General features: G+C 67.8%; 19 protein-coding genes. 9 read left to right on the forward strand and 10 right to left on the reverse strand.

Annotation, left to right across the window (positions count from 1 at the left end; all coding sequences use genetic code 11):
- Together NL2_RS20270 and NL2_RS20275 are read left to right on the forward strand one after the other, a co-directional pair.
- Positions 1–205: hypothetical protein (locus tag NL2_RS20270; RefSeq protein ID WP_157083302.1), on the forward strand; the 205-nt coding region annotated here is incomplete at its 5' end.
- Positions 202–948, forward strand: coding sequence for a sigma-70 family RNA polymerase sigma factor (locus NL2_RS20275; protein ID WP_068078421.1), 747 nt, complete (start codon positions 202–204; stop codon positions 946–948). The genes NL2_RS20270 and NL2_RS20275, both read left to right, overlap by 4 nt.
- A gap of 30 nt (positions 949–978) precedes the next feature.
- Here the strand turns inward: NL2_RS20275 and NL2_RS20280 are convergent, their stop codons facing one another.
- Both NL2_RS20280 and NL2_RS20285 read right to left on the reverse strand, forming a co-directional pair.
- On the reverse strand, positions 979–2019 hold the full coding sequence (locus tag NL2_RS20280; RefSeq protein WP_068078424.1) for an NAD(P)-dependent alcohol dehydrogenase: 1041 nt from the start codon (positions 2017–2019) through the stop codon (positions 979–981).
- Positions 2020–2143: 124 nt separating this feature from the next.
- Positions 2144–2899, reverse strand: coding sequence for a L,D-transpeptidase family protein (locus tag NL2_RS20285; RefSeq protein ID WP_068078467.1), 756 nt, complete (start codon positions 2897–2899; stop codon positions 2144–2146).
- A 208-nt stretch (positions 2900–3107) separates the two neighbouring features.
- On the opposite strand from NL2_RS20285, the gene NL2_RS20290 reads away from it, so the two are divergent.
- On the forward strand, positions 3108–4226 hold the full coding sequence (locus tag NL2_RS20290; RefSeq protein ID WP_169799567.1) for a phospholipase D-like domain-containing protein: 1119 nt from the start codon (positions 3108–3110) through the stop codon (positions 4224–4226).
- 138 nt (positions 4227–4364) lie between these two features.
- Here NL2_RS20290 and NL2_RS20295 read toward each other — a convergent pair whose 3' ends face one another.
- A complete protein-coding gene (locus tag NL2_RS20295) occupies positions 4365–5159 on the reverse strand; it encodes a transglutaminase-like domain-containing protein (RefSeq protein WP_068078429.1) in 795 nt (264 codons plus the stop codon).
- A gap of 160 nt (positions 5160–5319) precedes the next feature.
- Between NL2_RS20295 and NL2_RS20300 the strand changes: the two genes are divergently transcribed.
- Entirely contained in the window at positions 5320–5988 is a 669-nt protein-coding gene (locus NL2_RS20300) for a retropepsin-like aspartic protease family protein (RefSeq protein ID WP_245647789.1), read from the forward strand.
- A gap of 65 nt (positions 5989–6053) precedes the next feature.
- On the opposite strand, the gene NL2_RS20305 is transcribed toward NL2_RS20300, so the two are convergent.
- Entirely contained in the window at positions 6054–7592 is a 1539-nt protein-coding gene (locus tag NL2_RS20305) for an acyl-CoA synthetase (protein ID WP_068078432.1), read from the reverse strand.
- A gap of 368 nt (positions 7593–7960) precedes the next feature.
- Here NL2_RS20305 and NL2_RS20310 point away from each other — a divergent pair, with 368 nt between their 5' ends.
- Together NL2_RS20310 and NL2_RS20315 are read left to right on the forward strand one after the other, a co-directional pair.
- Entirely contained in the window at positions 7961–8380 is a 420-nt protein-coding gene (locus NL2_RS20310) for a hypothetical protein (protein ID WP_245647790.1), read from the forward strand.
- 2 nt (positions 8381–8382) lie between these two features.
- Entirely contained in the window at positions 8383–8607 is a 225-nt protein-coding gene (locus NL2_RS20315; RefSeq protein ID WP_068078439.1) for a helix-turn-helix transcriptional regulator, read from the forward strand.
- Between the two features lie 193 nt (positions 8608–8800).
- Here the strand turns inward: NL2_RS20315 and NL2_RS20320 are convergent, their stop codons facing one another.
- From NL2_RS20320 to glnE, 4 genes are all read right to left on the reverse strand, one after another.
- Entirely contained in the window at positions 8801–9484 is a 684-nt protein-coding gene (locus NL2_RS20320) for a M23 family metallopeptidase (protein WP_245647791.1), read from the reverse strand.
- A gap of 200 nt (positions 9485–9684) precedes the next feature.
- Positions 9685–10488, reverse strand: a complete 804-nt coding sequence (locus NL2_RS20325; RefSeq protein ID WP_068078445.1) for a ferritin-like domain-containing protein — start codon at positions 10486–10488, stop codon at positions 9685–9687.
- A gap of 8 nt (positions 10489–10496) precedes the next feature.
- A complete protein-coding gene (locus NL2_RS20330) occupies positions 10497–10970 on the reverse strand; it encodes a peroxiredoxin (protein ID WP_068078448.1) in 474 nt (157 codons plus the stop codon).
- Positions 10967–13699, reverse strand: coding sequence for a bifunctional [glutamate--ammonia ligase]-adenylyl-L-tyrosine phosphorylase/[glutamate--ammonia-ligase] adenylyltransferase (glnE, locus tag NL2_RS20335; RefSeq protein ID WP_068078451.1), 2733 nt, complete (start codon positions 13697–13699; stop codon positions 10967–10969). Before glnE ends, NL2_RS20330 begins: the two co-directional genes overlap by 4 nt.
- A gap of 136 nt (positions 13700–13835) precedes the next feature.
- Here glnE and NL2_RS20340 point away from each other — a divergent pair, with 136 nt between their 5' ends.
- The gene (locus tag NL2_RS20340) at positions 13836–15563 is read left to right on the forward strand and encodes a M28 family metallopeptidase (RefSeq protein WP_439646913.1); all 1728 of its coding nucleotides are present in this window, start codon (positions 13836–13838) and stop codon (positions 15561–15563) included.
- A gap of 3 nt (positions 15564–15566) precedes the next feature.
- Here the strand turns inward: NL2_RS20340 and NL2_RS20345 are convergent, their stop codons facing one another.
- Positions 15567–15932 (reverse strand): type II toxin-antitoxin system VapC family toxin, encoded by a 366-nt coding sequence (locus NL2_RS20345; RefSeq protein WP_068078455.1) that lies wholly within the window; start codon positions 15930–15932, stop codon positions 15567–15569.
- A complete protein-coding gene (locus NL2_RS21710) occupies positions 15920–16402 on the reverse strand; it encodes a DUF7662 domain-containing protein (RefSeq protein ID WP_068078458.1) in 483 nt (160 codons plus the stop codon). Before NL2_RS21710 ends, NL2_RS20345 begins: the two co-directional genes overlap by 13 nt.
- A 48-nt stretch (positions 16403–16450) precedes the next feature.
- Here NL2_RS21710 and NL2_RS20355 point away from each other — a divergent pair, with 48 nt between their 5' ends.
- Together NL2_RS20355 and NL2_RS20360 are read left to right on the forward strand one after the other, a co-directional pair.
- The gene (locus NL2_RS20355; protein WP_068078461.1) at positions 16451–17449 is read left to right on the forward strand and encodes an agmatine deiminase family protein; all 999 of its coding nucleotides are present in this window, start codon (positions 16451–16453) and stop codon (positions 17447–17449) included.
- Between the two features lie 145 nt (positions 17450–17594).
- Positions 17595–18339, forward strand: a 745-nt coding sequence (locus tag NL2_RS20360; protein WP_068078464.1) for a flagellin N-terminal helical domain-containing protein, incomplete at its 3' end; no start/stop codon positions are given.

Genomic DNA, 18339 nt, shown 5'->3' on the forward strand with positions numbered 1-18339 from the left:
GGGCGCACCCATCGCGCTGGTGGTGCAGCCGCGCGCCCGCCGCGCGCTGTCGGCGCTGCTGCGCCAGCGCGCGCCGACCTGCCTGGTCCTGTCCATTTCGGAACTGCCGCCCGCCCAGCCGATCGAGGTCATCTCGGTGGTCGGCGGAGAAGCACCTCAACCCCTGTCGCCCGCCCATTCGCAGCCAGAAAGCGTTGCCGCATGAAGCATGATCAAGGCAGTTTCAGCCCCCGCAACCGCGGCGCCGCGCAAGCCTATCGCGGCGATCAGGCCGATCGCATCCGCCGCTTCCTGCCGATGGTGCGGCGGCTGGCGTGGCACGTTCACGGCGCGGGGCGCGCGGGGATCGAGATCGAGGATCTGGTCCAGGCCGGGCTGGTCGCGCTGACCGAATGCGCGCAGCGCCACGCCGGCCCGGGCGAGGACGGCTTTGCCGCTTATGCCAAGCTGCGCGTGCGCGGCGCGATGGTCGACCAGATCCGCCGTGCCCGGCCGATTTCGCGCGGGGCGGCGGACCGGCGCCGGATCATCCGCGAGCGCAGCGAGGCGCTGGCCGTGCACCTCGGCCGCGAACCGGGCAGCGCCGAACTGGCCGCCGCGATGGGCATCAGCGAAGGCGAACTCGCCAGCCTGCAGGCGGCCAATGAACCGCTGCGTTTCGAAACGCTCGACGAAAGCTATTCGGACAGCGACATGGCGTTCGCCGATCAGGGGCCCGACAGTTTCGCGCTGCTGGCCGACGCGGAAATGCGCGGGCAGGTGGCTGGCGCCATCGCCGGTCTGCCCGAGCGGCTGCAGACGGTGATCCAGCTCTATTTCGTCGAGGAACTGAACCTGGCCGAAATCGCCGAAGTGCTGGACGTCAGCGTACCGCGCGTCCACCAGCTCAAATCGCAGGCGCTCGACAAGCTGCGCGGTGCGCTGGGCGACGGGTTCGAGATCGTCTGACCCGCCGCCGCCATCGGCTTTGCAGCGCCGTTACAGCGTCGCCATGTCGATCACGAAGCGATACTTCACGTCGCTGCGCTCCATGCGTTCGTAAGCGTGGTTGATCTCGTCCATGCGGATCATCTCGCAATCGGGCAGGATGCCCTTCTCGGCGCAGAAATCGAGCAGCTCCTGCGTTTCGCGGATGCCGCCGATGCCCGATCCCGACAGCCGCTTGCGCCCGCCGAGCAGGAACGTCGTGTGCAGTTCGATCTTGGCGATCGCGCCGACGATGACCAGGCTGCCGTCGCGCTTCAGCAGTTTGAGATAGGGCTGGACATCGTGCCTGACCGGCACCGTGTCGAGGATGAAGTCGAACCGGCCCAGCGCGGCCTGCATCGCCGCATCGTCGGTCGAGATCAGCACGTCGCTGGCCCCCAGCGCCCGCGCGTCGGCGGCCTTGCCCGGCGAGGTGGTGATCATCGTCACCTCCGCGCCCAGCGCCGCGCCCAGCTTCACGCCCATGTGGCCCAGCCCGCCCAGTCCGACCACGCCGATCCGGCTGCCCGGGCCGACGCCCCACTGCCGCAACGGCGAATAGCTGGTGATGCCCGCGCACAGCAGCGGCGCGGCGCGCGCCAGATCGAGTGCATCGGGCACGCGCAGCACGAATTCCTCGCGCACCACGATCGACTTCGAATAGCCGCCATAAGTCGGCGATCCGTCGCGGCGGTCCTTGCCGTTGTAGGTGCCGGTCATGCCGCGCTCGCAATACTGTTCCTCGTGATCGCGGCAGGGCTCACATTCCAGGCAGCTGTCGACCATGCAGCCCACCGCCACCCGGTCGCCCGGCTTGAAGCCCGTGACGCCTGCGCCCACGGCGCTGACCACGCCGGCGATTTCGTGGCCGGGCACCAGCGGATAGAGCGAGCCGCCCCAGTCGTTGCGCGCCTGGTGGAGGTCCGAATGGCACACGCCGCAGAACTGGATGGCGATCGCCACGTCGTCGTCGCGCAGTGCGCGGCGGTCGATCGCCATGGGCGTGATCGGCTGGTCGGCGGCAACGGTGCCCCAGGCGGCGGTCTGTGTCATGTCGGGTTCCTTATGACGGCGAGAAGCGGCCGCCATCGAGATTGCCCAACCTTATAACCGCACCGAAGTTCCGGCGAAGCGATAATCGCAGCCCTGCTGCTGGCCGATGCGGTGCGCGGCGGACTTAGGCCGGACCCGCCCCCGGCGCGGTATTGGCGATGATCGGATCGCCCACGCCGATGCGCTTGCCGTCGGTGATGATCACCTTGTCACCGACGCGGGCCTGCCCGAACAGCTTCTTCGCAAACGCTTCGGGCACCCCGACGCAGCCGTTGGTGGCATAGCCCAGTTCCACCTTGCTGCCGTGGATCGAGACGCCGTCGTTGGTCAGGCGCATGGTGAACGGCATCGGCGCGTTGTCGTAAATGCTGCTGTGGTGATCGGCGTCCTTGCCCAGGATCGGGAACGTGCCGACCGGCGTCGGCTTGTCGCCATACCCTTTGAGGATCGCGGCGGCGCCGATCTCGTGCCCGTCGCGGAACATCGACAGCGTGCGCGCCTGCAGATCGACCGTGATGACGACCGGCCCGGTGGCGGGGGCCTTGGATTCGTCCCAGAAATACTGGCCGAACTTGATCGGCCCGTCGATCTTGAGGATGCTTTTGACGACGAACGGGGAATCGGCCGGCACGGCGGCGGCCAGCTGCGGATCGGGCTTTGCGGCGGAACCGGCGGCGGCTGAAGCTGGCGCTGTGCTGGCCGGCGCGACGGCAACCGATGCCGCCTTCTTGGGAGCGCCGTCGCCACGATCGAAAAAGGTCTGCGCCACGTCCTGGCCGGTGTGGAACGCCAGCGCCGACGCCAGCCCCATCGCGACCATGCCCAGCGATACCTGCACGATGCGCTTCTGAAAAATCGCCAGACCGCCGAAACCTGCCATGTCGAAACGCTCCATTGATCGGCGCAAGATAGCGCACTGGCGCAAAATTGCGAGTGGGGCCTGCCCCCTCGTCCCGCCCCGGGACGTGCGCGCACGCAATCCTTACCCGGCGGTCGATAGACCGGTTTGGTTACCATTTCCGTTGCGTACAGGTTTGTTCGGTCGCCCGGCTTGCGTAGCGCGCGCGTCGCTGGCAAGCGCCGTGCCGGTGACCGATCCTGCTTCCCGTTACGACCTGTTGATCGGTTCCGGCGCATTCTGGACGCGCGCGCGTGCCGATGTCGCCGCCGCCCGCCGCCGCGTGCTGGTGCAGGCGATGACGTTCGAATGCGACACCGCCGGCGCTGCGGTCGCCGACGCGATCGACACGGCCACCGCCACCGACCGGCGCGTGCTGGTCGACGATTACAGCCGCAACGTCATCAACGACACGATGCTGCCGCTGCCCGCGCGCCCGGCGTCGGTGCGGGCAGAAGCCAAGGCGACGCTGGCGATGTTCGCGAACCTGGCCGCGCGCGATGTCGGCGTGCGGATCACCAATCCGGTGCTGGGCAATCCGCTGCGCTACCCGTTGCGCAACCACAAAAAACTGCTGGTGATGGACGATGTCGCCTTTATCGGCGGGATCAACTTTTCCGACCACAACTTCGCGTGGCACGACCTGATGCTGCGCATCGCCGACCGCTCGGTGGTGGACTTTCTCGTCGCCGATTTCGAACGCGACTGGGCGGGACGACCGGCGGGATCGACCGGCACGTTCGGCGATCTCGAACTCATCAGCCTGGATGGCACGACCAACGGTGCGCTGATGCGCCCGCTGCTCGATCTGGTGGAGGGCGCGCGCACCTCGGTGGAGATGATCAGCGCCTACCCGACGATGCCGTTCGTCGAAGCGCTGGCCACCGCCGCGCGGGGCGGCGCGCAAGTCGATCTCTACACGCCCGCGCCCAACAACAAGCCGGTGATCCGCGATTACCTGACCGGCGTGGCGCAGGCCGCCGGCATCCGCCTGCACCTGCTGGCCGAGATGACCCACGCCAAGGCGCTGCTGATCGATGGCCATGCGCTGGTGCTGGGATCGAGCAACTTCAACTTCGCCAGCCACCGCACCAGCAGCGACATCGTCGCGGTGATCCGCAATGACGCACTCATCGCCGATTTCGAGGCGCGGATGATGGGCCCGGCGCGCGCTTCGTCCAGCGATGCCGCAGGGATGGTCACACCGCGCTGGCGCCAACGCCGGGCGAAACTGGCGCTGGGAATTGCCGACGCCGCGCTGGCCCGCCTCGGCCACGGCAGGATCCGCGCGATCGACTGGCCGGTTTGAGGGGCGATTTTGTCTGTTTCAGCTTTGCTGAAACAGTTGCGGCACCGGCCCGCTCCCCCGCCCGGCCACCCGACAGGATATCTTATGGGTGGCCGGGCGGGGGAGCGGGCCGGTGCCGCATCCACGGCAGTGGACAGATTATGTCCGCGTCACCGTGATCTGCTTGTCCATCAGTTCGGCATAACCGTAAGAACTGAGGAAGCTGGCGTCGGCGGCGTCGCGGCCCACGCCGATCTTGGCGATTTCCGCCGGGTTGGCCATGCCGGTGGCATCGACCAGCTGCCAGGTGCCGCCGTTGCCGTCGGGCGCGGCGAGGAACACTTCGGCCACCGCGTGGAAATCCTGCGGCATCACGTCGGGCGCATAAACGCTGACGAAGCGCGCCGGGATCGCCGATGCGCGCGCGAACGAGATCATCACGTGGGCAAAGTCGCGGCACACCCCGCGCCGCTCGACAAAGCTGTCGAGCGCGGTGGTGTTGGCGTCGCTCGATCCGGGGACATAGCTGAACCAGCGCGCGATCCAGTCGCGCATCGCGGCGATGCGCATGCCGCCGGTAAACCCGCCGAACTCGGCCTCGACGAACGACTGGAAGCGCCACGCCGGGCAATAGCGCGAATCCATCAGGTACTGCACCGTCTCGCCGGGAAGCTGGTGCGGCGGCACCGCTTCGAGCATCGAGATGTCGGCCAGCAGGCGATGCACGCTGACGCGCGCGCTGTACGTCGCCTCGAACTTGCCTTCGTGCCGCACCCAGATGCGGTCGCCGATCGCATCCTGCGCGGCCACGCGGGTGAAATGCTCGGTCGGCGTACAGGCGATCGCGGCGTTTTCGATGAACTGTTCGGGAATCATCGCCGCTTCGATCTGCAGCAGGAAATCGGTTGGCATGGCAAAATAATAGGCCAGGCTGGTGTTGATCAATAGCGTCATGGCAATCCGGTCGCGGGGAGAGGGTGTCGGGGATGCAACCGGGCGGGGTCGAAGGCGTTCCCGCCCGATCCGGCCCGATACCACATTACCCCGCTTTAGCCCGGTTTTCTGACAGTTTCGCTCAGTTTAGCGAAAGCTTGGCTGTGGCATGGCATCCGGCGTGACCTCCCTGCGTACCTTCATCAGCCGGTTGCCGGCACCGCCCGCATGGGTCGCGTCGCTGCCGCCGCTGGTGCTGGTGGCGCTGGGGGCGATTGTGCTGGGCATCGTCGGCGGGTTGCTGGGGCGGCGCTTGCCGTCCACGGGCCGCTTCCTGCGCACGCTGGGCAACCTGGGGCTGATCGCGGTGCTGGCGGTGGCCTGCCTGCGGCTGGTGCGGCTCGATCCGGCGTTCGATGCGCTGGCGCCCAACCTGGGCCTGCCCGCGCAGACCGTGGTTGGCACCGAAACCCGCATTCCGCTGTCATCCGACGGGCATTACTGGATCGAGGCCGAGGTCGATGGATCGGCGCAGCGGTTCATGGTCGATACCGGCGCCACGGTTACCGCATTGTCCGACGATGCGGCGCGCGCCGCCGGCATCGCGCCCGATCCGCTGCGCCTGCCGGTGATCGTGCGCACCGCCAACGGCACCATCCAGGCGCAGCTGGGCCACATCGGGACTTTGCGCTTCGGATCGGTGGTGGCGCGCGATCTCGATGCGATCGTCACCGGATCGACCGGCGGGCTCAACGTGCTGGGCATGAACTTCCTCTCGCGGCTGAAAGGCTGGCGCGTGGAAGGCGGCACGCTGATCCTCGAGCCCCGGCACCCGCAGCCGGCGAGCTGAGGCCTGAATCAACGGGGCTCCTCAGGATGAGCGGTTCATATCAATCCCAAGCGGCTATCCGCCACTCACGCCGCCGCGACCGCCGCGGCGCGGTATTCCTCGCGCAGCAGGCGCTTGAACAGCTTGCCGGTCGGCTCGCGCGGCAGTTCGGCGCGAAAGTCGATCGCGCGCGGCTGCTTGACCCGTGACAGCTGCGGCGCCAGCCAGTCGGCCAGCTCGCGCGCGAGCGTCGGCCCGGCCTGCGCCATGTCGGCGGGCTGGACCACCGCGACCACGCGTTCACCCAGATCCGGATCGGGCGCGCCGATCACCGCAACGTCTGCCACCTTGGGGTGGGTGATCAGCAGGTTCTCGATCTCCTGCGGGTAGATGTTGACCCCGCCCGAGATGATCATGAAGCTCTTGCGGTCGGTCAGGTACAAGTAGCCGTCCTCGTCCAGCCGCCCCACGTCGCCCAGGCTGGTCCAGCCGTGCCGGTTGGTCGCCTCGCGGGTCTTGGCGGGGTCGTTGTGATAGCTGAACGGAGTGCCGCCCTCGAAAAACACCTGGCCTTCGGTGCCCGGCGGCACTTCGTCGCCCGCCTCGTCGCAGATCCGCACCGTGCAGCGCAGCGCGCGCCCGACCGAGCCGGGGTGGGTCAGCCATTCGGGTGTCGAAATGAAGGTGAAGCCGTTGCCTTCGGTCCCGGCGTAGTATTCGGCCAGCACCGGCCCCCACCAGTCGATCATCGCCTGCTTGACCGGCACCGGGCACGGCGCGGCGGCGTGGATCGCGCATTTGAGCGAGGTGAGGTCATACCGCGCGCGCACCTCGGCAGGCAGTTTCAGCAGCCGCACGAAATGCGTGGGCACCCACTGGCTGTCGGTCACGCGGTAGGTTTCGATCGCCTGCAGCGCGGCCTCGGGATCGAACTTCTCCATCACCACCACGGTGCCGCCCAGCCGGTGCACGGTCATCGACCAGCGCAGCGGCGCGGCGTGGTAGAGCGGGGCGGGGCACAAATACACCGCGTCGCCGCCGATGCCGAACGCGTCGCTCGCCAGCGCCATCAGCGAATTGCCGCCGCCGATCGCCGGGTCTTCGGGCAACGGCACCAGCACGCCCTTGGGCTTGCCCGTGGTGCCCGAGGAATACAGCATGTCGCGCCCGGCGCGCTCGTCGGCGACCGGCGTGGCGGGCATCGCGTCCAGCGCGGCGCCCAGATCGAGCGCGCCGCTGCCGCCAAGGCGCAACTGCGGCACCGCTGGCGCGAGCCGCGCCACGTCATCGAGCACCGTGGCGAGCGCGGCGGACCCCACCAGCAGGCCGGCCCCGCTGTCGCCGGCGATATAGGCGATCTCGGGCGCGGTGAGGCGGCAGGATATCGCGACATAGACCAGCCCGGCGCGTTGCGCGCCCCAGCACAGCGCGAAGAACTCGGCCTCGTTCTCCAGGCAGAACGCCACCGTGTCGCCGATCTGCAGCCCGCGCGCGCGCAGCAAGTGGGCAAAGCGGTTGCTGGCCTCGTCCAGCTCGCGATAGGTCACGACCCGGCCGCTGCCGGCCATGATCACCGCCGCCCGATCGGGCCGGGTCTCGGCATGGGCCGAAGGGTGGTGGCGCATCGCTGGCAATCCTCTCGCTGCCCGGCCCTTGGCGGCCGCGTCGATGCAAGATTAACCGATCGATTAAAGCGCGCAACGGGAAAGGTGGGGTGGTGGGGTGGGGTGCGCCGCACTGGACCCGCGCCTTCAGGCTCACGCCCCCCAAGCCCACGCCCCAAAGCCCACGCCCCAAAGCCCGCGTCTCCATGCCAGCGCCCCAAACCCGATGCGGCAACATCCGCGAGCGGATTGCGTTCGGGAAGGGTATTCTTTTCGGCTGAGGGGCCGGGCACATCACGCAAGAAGATCTCCATCGTGTAAAAAATATTTGACATGTCCCCCTTGGCAGCCCACTCATGTCAAATATTTTTTACACGATGGAGAGCGGTATGTCGTTCAGAGAGAAATCGGCGTGGGTGATGGGCGCGCTGATGGTGGCAGCGGGCCTTTACTATGTCGATATCGCGTTGGCGGCCTCGCGGGGGATTGGCCAGGCAACGCCACCAGTGTCCCTATTCATCCCCTTCACACTACTGGTAGTTACAGTGTCCGTGGTGGTCCAGGCGGCGATGGCAATTCTCGCGCCGAAAGCCGCCAGTGCCCCTGCCGACGAACGGGAAAAGCCGTTGCTCGATCGGGCTGGGCATTGGTCGGGGATCGTTCTGGGAGCGGGGGCGGCCACCTCGCTGCTGCGCTTCGTCTACCAGCAGGATGGCATTCTGCTGTTCCACATGATCATGGCGAGCCTGATCGTGTCCCAGATCGCTGAATACGCTTTTCAGATTGTCCTGATCCGGCGGAATTCCTGACCGTGGGCAAAAGCCCGCCGATCACCAACCGTGTTCGTGAACTGCGCGAAACGCATGGCCAGATGAGCCAGGCCGCCCTCGGCGATGCCATCGGTGTGACGCGGCAAACCGTTATCGCGATTGAGCAAGGCCGCTATTCGCCCAGTCTGGAGAGTGCATTTCGCATCGCTAGAATCTTCGGTGTCGGTATCGAAGATGTGTTCGGGTGGGATGAAGCGCATCCATAGAGTGGCTGACGATCCTGCTCCGCGACTGATCTCGGGCATTCAGTCCTGTCGATCCACCCCCCCGCCCCCAAAAGAAAAAGGCGACGATTGCTCGCCGCCTTTTTCCTTGCACCCTCTCCAAGATGCAATCTGGTGCCCCGGCTTTGCGCCGGTGGCGAATGTCTGTCAATCGGGCCTGATCAGTCGCGCCCGTTCAGTCGGGCCCGCCGCGACCCTCTGCCGGGTCGTTGCTGGCGAGCAGCTTGGTCTCGCCGCCCTGCATGTAGGGGATGGGGTTAACCGCTTCGCCGTTCACGCGCACTTCGTAGTGGAGGTGCGGGCCGGTCGAGCGGCCGGTGGTGCCGACGTAGCCGATCACTTCGCCCTTGTGGACGTGCTCACCCTCGGCCACCGCGATGCGCGACATGTGGCCGTAGCGGGTTTCGAGATTGCCGCCGTGTTCGATCTGGACATAGAGGCCGTAGCCGCCGAACCAGTCGGCCTTGCCGACGACGCCGTCGGCCGAAGCGTGGATCGGGGTGCCGACCGGGGTGGCGAGGTCGACGCCCTTGTGCTGGCGGCGGCCGCCGAGCACCGGGTGCCAGCGCATGCCGTAACCGCTGGTAAGGTGGACGCCCGAAACCGGCATCAGCGACGGGATCGAGACGCTGCCGCTGCGCGTGACCGGGCTCTGGATCGAGTGGCTGTCGAGCGCCTGCCAGCTGGAGAACAGCCGGCGGAATTCCTCGTCACCGGTGTCGGCCGTGGTCTTCGACGCTTCGGCAGCGCGAAGCGGAGCGGCGATGTCGGCGGAAGAAGCGCTGCTGGCCAGGGCCGGGGTGGCGGTTACGGCAAACCCCGAAGCGGCGATGGCGCCGAATGCAAACTTGAGAAACATGTTTTGCGACATTGAGACCCGACCAACCTTTTTTCGACGCGATCGGGTGGCTTGCTGCACCCTTTGTCGCGTCGCGCTGCATCGCAGCAAAACTTCAGACCACGTGGCCATGCAGGGTATCTGCCGGGCCGCTTGATCGATTTCAGAGTTGGTCGGAACCCCCCGCCATCTCGTGCATTCGGGGTTAGCTGCCTAAAGATTTACAAGGCAAGTACGCAGGCCGAAACCAGCGGCAGACCGGCCCGTTGGCGCGCCGAGTCGTTGAATGGCGGCTTCAGGTCGCCACGAAAGTGCCGTGCGACCAAGCATTTCCAGAAATCGTCAGGCGATTCTCGGCGTTCATCGCACACCATCGCAAAGTGTTTTGTGCCGAACCGCACATGGCGGATTTCATCGTCAAGGATTCGTTTGAGGATGCGCGCGCTGGTCGTGTCGCCCGCCGCCGTGAAGCGCTCGATCATCACCGGCGTCACGTCCAGACCGCGCGCCTCGAGCACCATCGGCACGATCGCCAGCCGCGCCGCAACATCGTGCGCGGTGTCCATCGCGGCGTCCCACAGGCCATCGTGCGCAGGCAGCGCGCCATAGCGGCTGCCCAGCGTGCGCAACCTGCGTTCGACCAGCGCGAAATGCATCGCCTCATCGGCGGCGACCGACAGCCAGTCGCTGACGAACTCGGCCCCGCGTCCTCCGCCGAACCGCCCGGCCATGTCGAGCGCAAGGTCGATCGCGACGAATTCGATGTGCGCGATGGCGTGCAACAAGGCGATGCGCCCGCGTTCCGATCCGCCGCGTCCGCGCCGGGGCATGGCGGTGGGCGCCAGCAGCACCGGTTCGGCGGGCCGCGCCGGCCGATCGGGCATCGCGACGTCGAACCGGAAGGACAGCCGCCCGGCGGCAAAGTCGCGCGCGACCGCCCGCGTCGCCAGCGCCTTGTCGCGCGGTTCCGCGATCATCAGCGCCGCACGGATCGCCGCCGCTACCGAGCCGTCGTGTTCCGCCATGGAAATGGTCAGAGCGCCTGTGCCGCTGCCAGCACCTCGTCGGCGTGGCCCTTGACCTTCACTTTGTCCCACACGCGCACGATCTTGCCGTCGCTGCCGATCAGGTAGGTGGTGCGGACCATGCCCATGTAGGTGCGGCCGTACATCGCCTTTTCGGTCCAGATGCCCAGCGCATCGGACAGGCCGTGGTTTTCCGCATCGGTGGCGAGCGGCACGGTCAGGTCATGCTTGGCGATGAACTTCGCGTGTTTGGCGGGCGGATCCTTGCTCACCCCAAGCACCGCGACCCCGGCGGCGGCAAAGTCACCGGCCAGCGCGGAAAAGTCCTTGGCCTCGGTGGTGCAGCCGGGCGTGTCGTCCTTGGGGTAGAAGAACACCACCAGCGGCTTGCCGGCAAAATCCGCGGGGCGGACGGTGCTGCCGTCGGGCGCGGTCATCGTCCCGTCGGGCATCGTGTCACCCGGACCGAATGGTTCGCTCATGTCTCGTCCTCCAATGCGCTGCCGAACGCCGCGCGCCATGCTGCGGCGACGTCTGCCTTGGCGTGGTCCAGCCCGGCAAGCAAGCCGTCCCAGCTGTCGATCCCGCAAGCCTCGGCCACGATCCGGCGGCTCGATTCGGGCGGAAAGGCGCCATCGGGCGCGACCAGCCGCACCACCACCAGCAACCGCGTGAGCAAGCCGTGCGCGGCGCGCGTCGCGGCGGGCAGCAGCCCGGCGTCTGCCAGCAGCGACACCGCCTCGCCCAGTTGCGGGGTGAGCCCGATGCCGTGGCGCAGTTGCAGCACGTGGACCGCAAACTCCAGATCGACCAGCCCGCCGCGTGCCAGCTTGACGTCCATCGGGCCTTTGGGTGCCTTGTGCCGCGCCATTTCGCGCCGCATCTCCAGCGCATCGGCCACCAGCTTGCCTGGATCGCGCGGAGCGCACAGCACGTCGTCGATGATCGCCTGCAGCGCGGCAATGTCGCCGGTGCTGCCGTACAGGGGCCGCGCGCGGCACAGCGCCATGTGTTCCCACGTCCACGCATCTTCGCGCTGGTAGCGCGCAAAGCTCGACAGGCTGACCGCGATCGGCCCTTGCGCACCCGAGGGGCGCAGCCGCGTATCCACTTCGTACAAAGCGCCCGCCGCCGTGGGCACGCTCAGCGCGGCGATGATCCGCTGCGCCAGCCGGTTGAAGTACAGCGTCGATCCCAGCGGCCGCCGGCCATCGGATTCGCCACCGTGCTCGCCGCTGAACAGGAACACCAGGTCGAGGTCGGACGCGTGGGTCAGCGCGCCGCCGCCGAACCGGCCCAGCCCGAGGACCACGATCGCGCTGCCCGGAACATGGCCGTGCGCCTCAGCAAATTCGGCGATCGCGGCATCGGCCAGGACCGCCAGCGCCGCTTCCGCGACCCGCGCCAAGGCTGCGGCGATTTCCAGCGGATCGCGCGCTGCTTGCTGGCCGTTCTGGCCTTCGATCAACTGCACGCCCAGTGAAAAGCGGATGTCGCCCACGCGCCGCCGCACGGTATCGAGCAGGCGCTGGTAGTCGTCGCCGTCCTCGCCATGCGCGAGCGCTTGCGCGATCTCGGCCACGCTGCCCGGCAGGTCGAACGCGCTGCGATCGATCAGCGTGTCGAGCAGGTCGCTGCGCCGCGCCAGCTCGTCGGCCAGCAGCGGGGCATGGGCCAGGATGCGCATGACGATGGTCAGCAGCCCCGGCCGCGCTTCCAGCAGGCGCAGCACGTTGATTGCCGACGGCATGCTGGCCAGCAGCTGTTCCCACCGCAGCAGCGCACGCTCACGGTCCGGCGCTTCGGCGAGCGCTTTGAGCAATTGCGGGCGGATCCCGGCAAACGCGGCGCGCGCCTCGACACTGCGCAGCGCGCGGATGTTGCCGCCCAGCCAGCCGTCGATCCGCCGCTCCATCGCAGCCGGGTCGTCGAAGCCCAGCGCCTGAAGCTCGTGGCGCAGCGGGAGCGCCTCGACCACCACCGCACCGGCGGGGGTGATGCTTTCGATCAGCGCATCGTAGCGCGCGCCGACCACCTCGGAAATCGCCGCCAGTTCCGCCACCAGCGCCGCGCCATCGGCCAGTCCGTCAAGCTGCGCCACGCTGTCGAGCGCGGCGGCGTCGGCGGGCAGGTGGTGGGTCTGCTGGTCGCCCACCATCTGCAGGCGATGCTCGATCGTGCGCAGCCGGTCATAGCTTTGCCCCAGCACCAGCGCATCGTCTGCCGCGATGATGTCGTGCGCCGCCAGCGCATCGAGCGAGGCGCGCGTGCCGCGCAGGCGCAGCGCGGGAATGCGCCCGCCATGGATCAGCTGGTGCGTCTGGGCGAAGAATTCCACCTCGCGGATGCCCCCGCGCCCGCGCTTCAGGTCGTAGCCGGGGCGCACGGCCTGCCCGCCCGAATAGTGCTCGCGGATGCGCCGCGTCAGCCGCCCGATCTCCGCGATCGCGCCGAAATCGAGGCTGCGCCGCCATACGAACGGGCGGACGGTGGCCAGGAAATCGTTGCCCGTTGCGATATCGCCGGCAGCGGCGCGGGCGCGGATATAGGCGGCGCGCTCCCACGCCAGCGCGCTCGATTCGTAATGCGTGATCGCCGCCTCAAACGACAGCGCCAGCGGGCTGACCTCGGATGCGGGGCGCAGCCGCAAGTCGACGCGGAACACATAGCCGTCGGCGGTGTGGGTCGACAGCGTATCGACGATGCGGCGGGCGATGCGCTGCGCCGCCTCGCCCGGATCGTCGCGCTCGCGGCGGGGCAGGCGGGCCGGATCGTACAGCAGGATCGGGTCGATGTCGGACGAATAGTTCAGTTCCTGCGCGCCGTGCTTGCCCAGCGCGATCGCGGAAAAGCCCACCGGATCGGCATCGGGCGTGCGCTGGACGATGGCGTCCACGATCGCGGCGTCGAGCGCGCGGTCGGCAAATGCAGACAGCAGTGCCACGACCCCGGTCAGCTGCAGCGCGCCCGCCAGATCGCCCGCCGCCACGACCAGCGCCAGCGCCAGCCGCTCGCGCCGCAACGCGCTGCCGACGTCGGGCGCACCGTCGCCCGCGCTGAGCGCCTGCGCCATCGCCGCCTCGAACTGTCCGGCGGCCAGCAGTGCCTCCAGTTCGGGCAGGCAATCCAGCGCGCGCGACAGGAACGGCGCGTGTCGGCGCGCGCGCCGCAGGGCATCGGTCCAGTCGGCGGAAGGCGCGGCCTGTTGCATGGCTGCCTGCCTGCCCGCTTGCTCCGCCGCGATCAAGCGCGCTCGCCTTGCGTGGCCGAAATCGCTCTGCCATCGTTGGGGCATCATGCGCGGCCCGATCGCGGCCGCGGATTTCCGCATTCGAAAGGTCGCACCTGTGTTTCCATCGCTATCCACTTCTCGTCAGATCCGTCGTTTCGCCCTGCTCGCGGCCTGCGCCAGCCTGTCGCTCGGCACCGCCGATGCCTCGGCCAAGATAGCGCCGCACCACCGTGCGCGCGCCGCTTCGGTGCAGCATGCCGCCGCCACCCGTACCCCCGCGATCGACGTGCCGCTGATGAAGGCGATGGTGCAGACGCTGGCGTCCGATGCGTTCGAAGGCCGCGCACCCAGCACCGCCGTCGAACCCAAGGTGACCGGCTACATCATCGCGAAGTTCAAGGCCGCCGGGCTCCAGCCGGGCAACCACGGCAGCTGGCTGCAGGACGTGCCAACGGTGGAGATCACCGCCAGCCACCAGTCGGGCCTGACGGTCACCGGCGGTGCCACGCCGCTGCAGTTCGCCTATGGCAACGAGATGGTCGCGGGCAGCTACCGCGCCGTGCCGCGTACCGACGTGAAGGACAGCGAGCTGGTGTTCGTGGGCTATGGCATCCACGCCCCCGAACTGGGCTGGGACGACTATGCGGGCATCGACATGCACGGCAAGACCGCAGTGATCCTGGTCAACGATCCCGACTATGCGATGGACAGCCAGGACGGTCTCTTCAAGGGCCGCCGCATGACCTACTACGGCCGCTGGACCTACAAGTTCGAGGAAGCGGCACGGCAGGGCGCCACCGCCGCGCTGGTCGTGCACGACACGTTCCCCGCCGCCTATGGCTGGAACGTGGTGCAGTCGAGCTGGTCGGGCGCGCAATACTTCGTGCAGTCGGCCAACAACGGCATGGACCAGACGGTCGCCAACGGCTGGATCCAGAAGCCGGTGGCCGAAGCGATTCTGGGTGCGGCGGGCAAGAACCTCGCCACGCTGACGGCGGCAGCACAACAGAAGGGCTTTCACGCGGTCCCGCTGGGGCTGAAGGCCAGCCTCTCGTTCGACAACGCGATCCGCAAGTCGACCTCGCACAACGTCGTCGGCATCCTGCCCGGCACCTCGCGGCGTGACGAATACGTGCTGTACTCGGCGCACTGGGACCATCTCGGCCACTGCAAGGCGGACGCGACCGGTGACGGCATCTGCAACGGCGCGGTCGACAATGCCACCGGCGTCGCCGCACTCGCCGCGCTGGCCGAGGCCAACGTGAAAGCCGGCCCCGCGCCGCGCAGCCAGGTGTTCCTGGCGGTCACGCTCGAAGAATCGGGCCTGCTCGGCTCCGAATGGTACGCCCGCCACCCGGTCTTTCCGCTGGCGAAGACCGTCGGCGGGGTGAACATGGACGCGCTGCTGCCCGCCGGCGTGGCCAAGGATTACAGCATGACCGGCGGCGACAAGTCCGACCTCACCGCGATCTTCCGCCAGACGCTGGCCGCCAAAGGCCTGACCGAAACCGCCGAGGACCATCCCGAGCGCGGGCACTACTACCGTTCGGACCACTTCAGCCTGGCCAAGCGCGGCGTGCCGATGTTCGACATTGCGCGCGGCACGGATCTGCTCAACGGCGGCACGGCGGCGGGTGAGGCGGCGGCCGACGACTACAACAAGCACCGCTACCACCAGCCGAGCGACCAGTATTCGCCCACTTGGGACTGGTCGGGCATCACCGAGGATGTCGGCGTCTACTACGCGCTCGGCCACGCGCTGGCGACTTCGACGACTTGGCCCAACTGGCACCCCACCGACGAATTCCGCAAGGTGCGCGATGACAGCCTGGCGGGGAAGTGACCGTCAGGACGCGTAGAGCAGGCCCAGCTTGTCAGCCTGTTGGGCAAGGCGGCGGTCGAGCGTCGCCAGTTGCGCAGCATGGTCGTGGCAGCCTTTGAGAAGCTGCGCATCGACATAACCGATACCGCTGCCGTGAAGCCGGTGTTCGTCGATGAACACCAGCAACGCGGCAGGGGCGGCCGGATCAATCGAGCGCTGCGCTCCCAGAAATCGCAGCAGCCGCTCACGGTCGGGCACCGAACCGAGCGCGAGTTCGCCGATGACGAAAGGATGCATCAACAGATCGCCCGCGCCGGCCAATGCGGCGATCTCGGGCCGGGCTTGCCGGAAATGCTCGATCCAGACCGACGTGTCGATCACGACCGCCATGTGAAACGCCTGCGCGGCGGTGCCTTCGCCATGGGATCGGTGCCGCCGATGCCATCGAGATATCTGGCCGTTTCCGCCTGGATCAAGGCTTCGAGCGCCATCCGCATCAGGACGGCGCGGTCCGCAATGCCGGTCGTTGCGATGGCCTTCTGGAACAGTGGTTCGAGATCGGAGGCCTTGCTGCCGACCAGACCCGCTTCGGGTGCTGGACGGGGCTTCGATCTATTGCTCCGTCGTGTGAAGCGGACCTTCTTGGACGCAAGATCGACTTGGCTGGTTTCCCAGCCTGCCCCGCGCCAGCCTTGGGTCTGGCTGTGGCCGGGTTCCTGGTTGGCCCACCACGCGGGATATTCGTGCGCGCTGCGCGGCAAGGGAAATCCCAACACGCGCTCAACCTCGGCAAATCGCGCGTCCCAGATTTCCTCCGGGCGCGTTTCGAGATAGTGGGTCAGCGGATCATATTTGCCCATCGAACGCCTCCTCAATGTCGATTCGATGTATATTTTGAGAATATACATATGTCAATTTATACAATGCCCCCCGAATGGCATCCGCAGGACTGGCTGTGGGTCGGCTTTCCGCATGATGAGGCGGAGTGGTCCGGCGTGCTGGCGCGCGCGCAGGAGCAGATTGCCGCGTTCGCCAGTGCGGTGGCCGATACCGGGCAGCCGGTGCGGCTGGTGGTGCGCGATGCGGCGAACGCGGCGCGCGCGGCCTCGCTCGCCAGCCCGGCGGTCACGCTGGAGCGGCGCGTCTATGGCGATGTGTGGCTGCGCGATACCGGGCCGCTGGTGGTCACGGGCGAGGGCGGCGTGAATGGAGGCGGCAAGCGAACCGCGCGGCTGTTCGGGTTCAACGGCTGGGGCGGCAAGTACCTGATGGCGGGCGACGAGGCGATCGGCGCCGACCTTGCCCACAGCGCGGGGCTGGCCGCCACGCAGTGCGACTGGGTGCTGGAGGGCGGCGCGCTCGATGGCGACGGCACCGGGCTGGTCGTCACCACCGAACAGTGCCTGCTCAACCCCAACCGCAACCCCACCCTGTCGCGCGGCGAGATCGAGGCGCGGCTGGCGCGAGACCTCGGCTACACCCGCGTGCTGTGGCTGGGCGACGGGCTGGTCAACGATCACACCGACGGCCATGTCGACAACCTTGCCCGCTTTGTCGCGCCCAACCGGCTGGCGCTGCCCGAGGCCACCGGGCCGGATGACCCCAACGCCGCGATCTATGCCGACGCTGCGCAACGCGCGCGCGCCTTCGGGGTGGAGGTGGTCACCGTGCCGTCGCCCGGCCGCATCAGCGAAGGCGATTTCGTGCAGCCCGCCAGCTACATGAACTTCGTGATCGCTACCGACCTGGTGGTCGTGCCGATCTTCGGCTCACCCCACGACGAAGCGGGTGTCGCCGCCATCGCGGCGCAGTTTCCCGGTCGCGCCACGATCGGGCTGATGGCCGACGCGGTGCTGGCGGGCGGCGGGGGTTTCCACTGCGCCAGCCAGCAGATGCCGGCGGGGTAAGCGCGCGCGACCGTCATTGCTGGCCTGCGCAAACAATTTTTAACCACGACACTTAACTATGCTTGGTAACGGTCGTTCAGGAAGACAGTCGAACTGCGCGACCGCTGGCTGGACCGCCGGTTGCGCACAATGCTGGAGCTTCCAAGTGACTGTCATCAACACCAATATCTCCGCCATCCGCGCCACCAATGCCTCCAACATGGCGAGCAAGATGCTCGGCATCGCGCAGGAACGCCTGGCGACCGGCATGCGCATCAACTCGGCCAAGGACGATGCCGCCGGCCTCGCCATCGCCACCTCGATGACCTCGCAAATCCGCGGCATGACCCAGGGCGTGCGCAACGCCAACGATGGCATTTCGCTGGCGCAGACCGCCGAAGGCGCCGCGTCCGAAGTCACCAACATGCTGCAGCGCGTGCGGGAACTGGCCGTGCAGTCGAAGTCGGGTACCTATCAGGCTTCGGATCGCACCGCGATGCAGTCGGAAGTCACCAACCTGACGCAGCAGGTCGGCGATGTGCTGGCCAACACCAAGTTCAACGGCAACGTGCTGTTCAGCACGACCGCGGGCACCGACAAGACGTTCGACATCCAGACCGGCGCCAACACCGTGGACGTGGTCACGCTGACCAGCACGGCGATCGACGGCACCAAGATCAGCGCCACCGCGCTCGACGTGACCGACGCGACCAAGGCCGCCACCACGATCACCAACGTCGACACCGCGCTGGCCGACATCACCGCCAACCGCGCCTCGCTCGGTGCCGGGCAGAACCGCCTCGAATCGGCGATCAACAACCTGACCAGCAACGCCACCAACCTGTCCGACGCCCGCTCGCGCATCCAGGACACCGATTACTCGTCCGAAACCACCGCGATGGCCAAGGCCC

Source organism: Novosphingobium lentum NBRC 107847 (assembly GCF_001590965.1).
In the GTDB taxonomy this organism is placed as follows: domain Bacteria; phylum Pseudomonadota; class Alphaproteobacteria; order Sphingomonadales; family Sphingomonadaceae; genus Novosphingobium; species Novosphingobium lentum.

What these genes read in the sequence shown, in the direction of transcription:
- NL2_RS20275 (WP_068078421.1), top strand. Translation starts at nt 202, where the DNA reads ATGAAGCATGATCAAGGCAGTTTCAGCCCCCGCAACCGCGGCGCCGCG.
- NL2_RS20280 (WP_068078424.1), bottom strand. Translation starts at nt 2,019, where the DNA reads ATGACACAGACCGCCGCCTGGGGCACCGTTGCCGCCGACCAGCCGATC.
- NL2_RS20285 (WP_068078467.1), bottom strand. Translation starts at nt 2,899, where the DNA reads ATGGCAGGTTTCGGCGGTCTGGCGATTTTTCAGAAGCGCATCGTGCAG.
- NL2_RS20295 (WP_068078429.1), bottom strand. Translation starts at nt 5,159, where the DNA reads ATGACGCTATTGATCAACACCAGCCTGGCCTATTATTTTGCCATGCCA.
- NL2_RS20305 (WP_068078432.1), bottom strand. Translation starts at nt 7,592, where the DNA reads ATGCGCCACCACCCTTCGGCCCATGCCGAGACCCGGCCCGATCGGGCG.
- NL2_RS20310 (WP_245647790.1), top strand. Translation starts at nt 7,961, where the DNA reads ATGTCGTTCAGAGAGAAATCGGCGTGGGTGATGGGCGCGCTGATGGTG.
- NL2_RS20320 (WP_245647791.1), bottom strand. Translation starts at nt 9,484, where the DNA reads ATGTTTCTCAAGTTTGCATTCGGCGCCATCGCCGCTTCGGGGTTTGCC.
- NL2_RS20325 (WP_068078445.1), bottom strand. Translation starts at nt 10,488, where the DNA reads ATGGCGGAACACGACGGCTCGGTAGCGGCGGCGATCCGTGCGGCGCTG.
- NL2_RS20330 (WP_068078448.1), bottom strand. Translation starts at nt 10,970, where the DNA reads ATGAGCGAACCATTCGGTCCGGGTGACACGATGCCCGACGGGACGATG.
- glnE (WP_068078451.1), bottom strand. Translation starts at nt 13,699, where the DNA reads ATGCAACAGGCCGCGCCTTCCGCCGACTGGACCGATGCCCTGCGGCGC.
- NL2_RS20345 (WP_068078455.1), bottom strand. Translation starts at nt 15,932, where the DNA reads ATGGCGGTCGTGATCGACACGTCGGTCTGGATCGAGCATTTCCGGCAA.
- NL2_RS21710 (WP_068078458.1), bottom strand. Translation starts at nt 16,402, where the DNA reads ATGGGCAAATATGATCCGCTGACCCACTATCTCGAAACGCGCCCGGAG.
- NL2_RS20355 (WP_068078461.1), top strand. Translation starts at nt 16,451, where the DNA reads ATGTCAATTTATACAATGCCCCCCGAATGGCATCCGCAGGACTGGCTG.